Annotated in this window: 6 protein-coding genes; 1 reads left to right on the top strand and 5 read right to left on the bottom strand. The window is 46.1% G+C overall.

Annotation, left to right across the window (positions count from 1 at the left end):
* Both pqiB and B3182_RS12410 read right to left on the bottom strand, forming a co-directional pair.
* A partial coding sequence (gene pqiB / locus B3182_RS12415; RefSeq protein ID WP_292752961.1) for an intermembrane transport protein PqiB occupies positions 1-1532 on the bottom strand: 1532 nt, incomplete at its 3' end.
* Positions 1529-2866: a paraquat-inducible protein A gene (locus tag B3182_RS12410; protein WP_292358066.1), complete on the bottom strand. Its 1338-nt coding sequence runs from the start codon at positions 2864-2866 to the stop codon at positions 1529-1531. The genes B3182_RS12410 and pqiB, both read right to left, overlap by 4 nt.
* A gap of 332 nt (positions 2867-3198) precedes the next feature.
* On the opposite strand from B3182_RS12410, the gene B3182_RS12405 reads away from it, so the two are divergent.
* On the top strand, positions 3199-3441 hold the full coding sequence (locus tag B3182_RS12405; protein ID WP_292358068.1) for a DUF4282 domain-containing protein: 243 nt from the start codon (positions 3199-3201) through the stop codon (positions 3439-3441).
* A gap of 60 nt (positions 3442-3501) precedes the next feature.
* Here the strand turns inward: B3182_RS12405 and B3182_RS12400 are convergent, their stop codons facing one another.
* The 3 genes from B3182_RS12400 to B3182_RS12390 all read right to left on the bottom strand — a co-directional run bounded on the left by B3182_RS12400 (position 3502) and on the right by B3182_RS12390 (position 4835).
* The gene (locus B3182_RS12400; RefSeq protein WP_292358070.1) at positions 3502-3843 is read right to left on the bottom strand and encodes a zinc ribbon domain-containing protein YjdM; all 342 of its coding nucleotides are present in this window, start codon (positions 3841-3843) and stop codon (positions 3502-3504) included.
* A gap of 129 nt (positions 3844-3972) precedes the next feature.
* Positions 3973-4446, bottom strand: coding sequence for a VOC family protein (locus B3182_RS12395; RefSeq protein ID WP_292358072.1), 474 nt, complete (start codon positions 4444-4446; stop codon positions 3973-3975).
* Positions 4443-4835: a YciI family protein gene (locus B3182_RS12390; protein WP_292358074.1), complete on the bottom strand. Its 393-nt coding sequence runs from the start codon at positions 4833-4835 to the stop codon at positions 4443-4445. The genes B3182_RS12395 and B3182_RS12390 overlap by 4 nt, the downstream gene beginning before the upstream one ends.
* Positions 4836-4939: the final 104 nt, after the last annotated feature.

Below are 4939 nucleotides of genomic sequence, written 5' to 3'. Positions count from 1 at the left end.
TCTTGATAAGCGGAGGAATCAGGCGAAAGCCCCTGCAAAGTGGCTCGAATTTCTGTAAGTGTCTGATTAATATTTTCAGGGATCTGTTGCGTTTCAGAAGCATTGACCAAGGTTTGAATGCTGGCGGTTAACTCTCTGATTTCGTTCAGCATGGTTTCGGAGCTTTCCAGATTACGATCCATGCCGGTTAGAATCGGTTCAACTTCCAGTTGATTGAGTTTATCCAGCAAATTCGACACTTTCAGTTCGATTTGCGCCAAGCCTGTTGAACTGGTTGGCAGAACCTGATGCCCTTCAAACGTTCTGGCAACAAACTCATAGGTATCATCACGCTGGAAGTTAAGATCAACGAATAATGATCCGGTCAACAGATTACCTGACTTGAGTGTGGCTCTTAATCCGGCATTCAACATGCGATCGAAGCGGGCTGCCCAGTCTTTGATATCAACTTTTTCACTACCGCCTAAGCGTTGAGGTTCCAGACGGATTAACACCGGAATAGCAAAGCCGCTCTGCGCATTGCGTTCGGGTGAGGTGAATTTCCACGGTACACTCGAAACGGTACCAATACGAATGCCACGAAATTCAACCGGCGCCCCTTTGGAAAGGCCGCGGACGGTATCTTCGATTAACAGTACATATTCAAGGTATTGAGTATAAGCTTCCTGACGTGCACTCTCCTCATCACTGTATAGGGTAAAAATACTATCGGGCGGGGCAGGAGAACCAACAGGTAAATCCTCAAGGACTCCAAATGTCACGCCACCACCTAATAATGCTTCCAGCGAGGCAATATTGATTTTGAAACCTTCGGAATCCAGTTTTAAATCCACGCCACTGGCAGACCAGAAACGGGTTCCTTCGGTGACCAGAACATCGTAAGGGCTTTCAATAAATAACTGGTGGCGCATTTCACGCTTTTCGCTATCAAACTCAGCGCTTTCAACCCTGCCCACATTAAACCCCTGATAAGTCACGGGGTCACCTACTCGTAGTGAGTTGCCCAGCTGACTGATCAGATTAATGCGTAAACCTTGCACACCGAGAGTTGAAATAGGCGGTTGTTCAAGCACCTCAAATTCACGTTGTTCGATCTTACTTTCACCGGGTTGTAATTGAATATAGGCACCGGATAGTACTGTATTAAGGCCACTGATCCCTTCTCGACCTATACGCGGTTTTACGACCCAGAAGCGGGAGTCATCGACCAGCATCGGTTCGGCCTCTGGATTAATACGCGCAATGATTAATGTATGGGTTAAATCATCTGATAGACGCACCTGTTCAACCTGACCAATATCCACATTGCGCGTTTTGATCATGGTTTTGCCAGCTTCTATCCCCTCTGCATTTGACATCGTTAAGGTAATTCTGGGCCCTATACGACTGTAGTTGTCATATATCAGCCATAAACCAATCATGACTGCGACAATCGGCACAATCCAGATGGGGGAAAGACGAGACTGTCTGCCTGATTTTGCTCGATGCTGGTCAGTCAGATTGTCTTCATTAGAGACAGGGGAATCACTCATTCACGGTTTCCTTGGAGTGCTGTTTTTTTGCTTGTAGTAGGTGTATCCCATATCAGGCGTGGATCAAATGTCATCGCTGCTAACATGGTTAAAATAACGACAGCGCCAAATGCTAGTGCTGCCGGACCTGGGGTTATCGACATTAAGTTTCCTGCCCGAATCAATGCCACCAGTATAGCGACTACAAATAAATCTACCATGGACCAGCGACCAATAAATTCGGTAATACGATATAAATTGGTTCGGCTATTAGCGCTGAGTTGACTACTTTTACGTACCACAAATGACAGCCAGATCAACGCCAGCATCTTGCCGACAGGAACCAGAATACTGGCAAAAAAGATTACTGCTGCAATTGGCCAGGAGCCTTTTTGCCACAAATCAATGATGCCACCAATAATGGTTGCCGGCTGGGTCTGGCCCAGCACAGTCGTTGTCATAATAGGATAGGCATTTGCTGGAATGTACATCACTATTGCTGCCGCCAAAAGCGCCCAGGTACGTTGCAGGCTATGTGGTAAACGGAGATGCAGCGGTTCGCCACAGCGGCGGCAATGTCCATGACCGGACTCGGACAGTTCGTTTATCAAACCACAGGTTGAGCAACCTGCCAAACCTTGTGAAGCTGCCGTTTCGCCTGTGCGAATACCTTTTGGGGCCTGCGGTTCACCCGCAAGTGAAAACCACATCCAGTCGGCATCAATAGAGCGCGTGGTCATTAACAGTAAAATTGCAAAGGCACAAAATGCCCAGAATGAGGCACCTAATTCAATCTGTGCCATCCCAGCGATTTTTATCAAACTGACTAGGGCGGCAATGATAAATACATCCGCCATCATCCAGGGATGCATATGTGCTAGTGAACGGGCAATACCACGACTAAATGGAAATGGATCTCCCCGGAGCAAACCAAATTGCAACCAAATCACCCCTGATAGGTAAACTGCCGGCAATACAATGATCGTTAGTGCCACAATGAGTGCGACCAGGGGTTGATGGAAACCAATCATACTGGTGGCGGTTTGAGTAAGCTCAATATTGTTGCTTATGCCTCTGGCTTCAAAACTCACAAAAGGAAACGAGATTGCCAGAATCAATGCAATTAATGCACTGATTGCATAAGCCATACTGCGTTGAGCTGGTCGAAAATGTCGACGTACCAATATATGTTCGCAACGAGGGCAGGTGGCATGCTCACCAGGACGTAATGCAGGTAACACCACCACCCAATCACACTCATGACAGGCACGCATTCTTCTTAATGAAACACGGCTTTCCGGTGAATAGGGAGCAATATCATCAGGCATGTTTTCGACAGTTGCGGGTTGTTTCAATTCGTTTTTCCGTGACGTCGGCCAAGAAATGTAAGCAGAGAACTGGCATTATACGCGTTGGCAATAGATATGTTGGGCATCAGTAGAGAGAGGTTAATTCCAATTCTATTGGTATGACACGGAATTGAAAATGATGTTCATTTATTGCCAAACCAGGGCTTGTTGATCTTTTATCTTCGCCGGTTAAGAGCTGAAAAGACGTCAACTAAAGCAGTATGACAGCTGTTTGTGATACATCCATGTATCTCACCTCAGGCTCTGGAGTAAAACAAAAACTGAAAGGGATGTTGGTTGATCATCCACTTATTATTAAATGTTATGGAGAAAACTAAGTGAGAGATATCCTGTTTTTCGATTCAATGCTAACGCCTAAAATCATTACTCTGGTTTACTGGTTGTTATTAGGCGCCGCGCTGGTTTCTGGTTTAGGTATGATGTTTACGGGTGGTTTTGGCAGTTTTCTTATGGGAATCTTTACCATGCTGGCGGGAGCTGTTGGTGCGCGCATCTGGTGTGAGCTGCTGATCGTATTATTCAAAATTAATGAAAATATGAAAAAACTAGCCGATCAATAATCTCCACAAAAAAGGGCTCTAATCGAGCCCTTAAATTGCTGCAAAGATGCTGTCGAAGCGTCAGACTTTTTTCACAAACTGCGATTTAAGTTTCATCGCACCGATGCCATCAATCTTGCAATCAATATCGTGATCGCCGTCGACCAGACGGATGTTTTTGACCTTGGTGCCGACTTTTACCACCAGCGAAGAACCTTTCACTTTCAGATCCTTGATGACAGTCACGCTATCGCCATCCTGTAACACATTGCCATTGGCATCCAGGATCTCATCTGATGTTTCGACCTTGTCAGTTGCCGTATCTGCTGACCATTCATAAGAGCATTCCGGACAAATCAGAATATGATCATCTTGATAGACATATTCTGAATCACACTTCGGACAATTAGGTAAATCGCTCATTTCAAACCTCAGGCTACGTTGGCATAGCGCGCTATAGTACGCCAGCAGACAGTTTTTTGCTGATAAATGAACTGTAAAACCTTCACACCATTTTCTAAGCAAATGATGTCAGGTCATTGCCTCACAATGTTAGTTACCTCGCTGGTAGGCCTGTTCCAACTGCGAGATATCCAGTTTGTTCATGGTCAGTAATGCCGACATGACGGCCGGAGCACCCAGCTTATCCTGCAGCATTTTATCCAGCATAGCGGGCACAATCTGCCAGCAGACACCAAACTGATCCTGAACCCAGCCACATTGTAAGGTTCTGCCGCCATTTACCAGCAGTTTTTCCCAAAGTTGGTCTATTTCGGTTTGTGAATCACAATTGACCAATAATGATATTGAATGGTTAAACGGTGCTTCAGTGCCGCCATTGAGAGCGATCAGTTGCTGGCCACAGAGTTCAAACGTGATAGAAAGCACTGAACCATCAGGGCCGGGGCCTGCACTGTTGTAATAGAGCCGGTCAATTTCGCGACCACCAAAGACTGACAGATAAAAATTCACCGCCTGTTCGGCGTTTCGGTTAAACCACAGACAGGTTTGCAGTTTTTGCGTCATGGTGATGAACCTCCTTTACCGCCACTGCTATTCTGTTCAGTCTGCAATTCACGCACCGGGCGAATTTCAATACTGCCATAACGTGCTGGTGGAATATTGCCCGCCAGTTGAATAGCTTCGTTAATATCGCGCGCTTCCAATAGATAAAACCCGGCAAGTTGTTCTTTGGTTTCGGCAAAAGGTCCATCGGTCACCGTCACTTTTCCATTACGTACACGAACAGTGGTGGCCGTCTCGACCGACTGCAACGCTGAACCATCCAGCATATGACCAGTACTTTGCAGTTTTTCACCACAAGCCATACATTCCTGATTCAGACTGTCCCATTCCTGCTGAGACATTTGATTCATGATCTGTTCCTGGTAATACACCAAAGCCAGATATTTCATTTCAATCCTCCTCACCTTGTAAGCATTGACCACAATTAATCATCCACGGCGTGCCAAACCGATCCACCAGCATGCCAAATCGCCTGGCCCAGAATGTTGGCTCA

Source organism: Methylophaga sp. UBA4204, from assembly GCF_002379485.1.
In the GTDB taxonomy this organism is placed as follows: domain Bacteria; phylum Pseudomonadota; class Gammaproteobacteria; order Nitrosococcales; family Methylophagaceae; genus Methylophaga.
The sequence above is the reverse complement of the archived record's forward strand: the minus strand, read 5'-3'. Positions and strand labels throughout refer to the sequence as shown.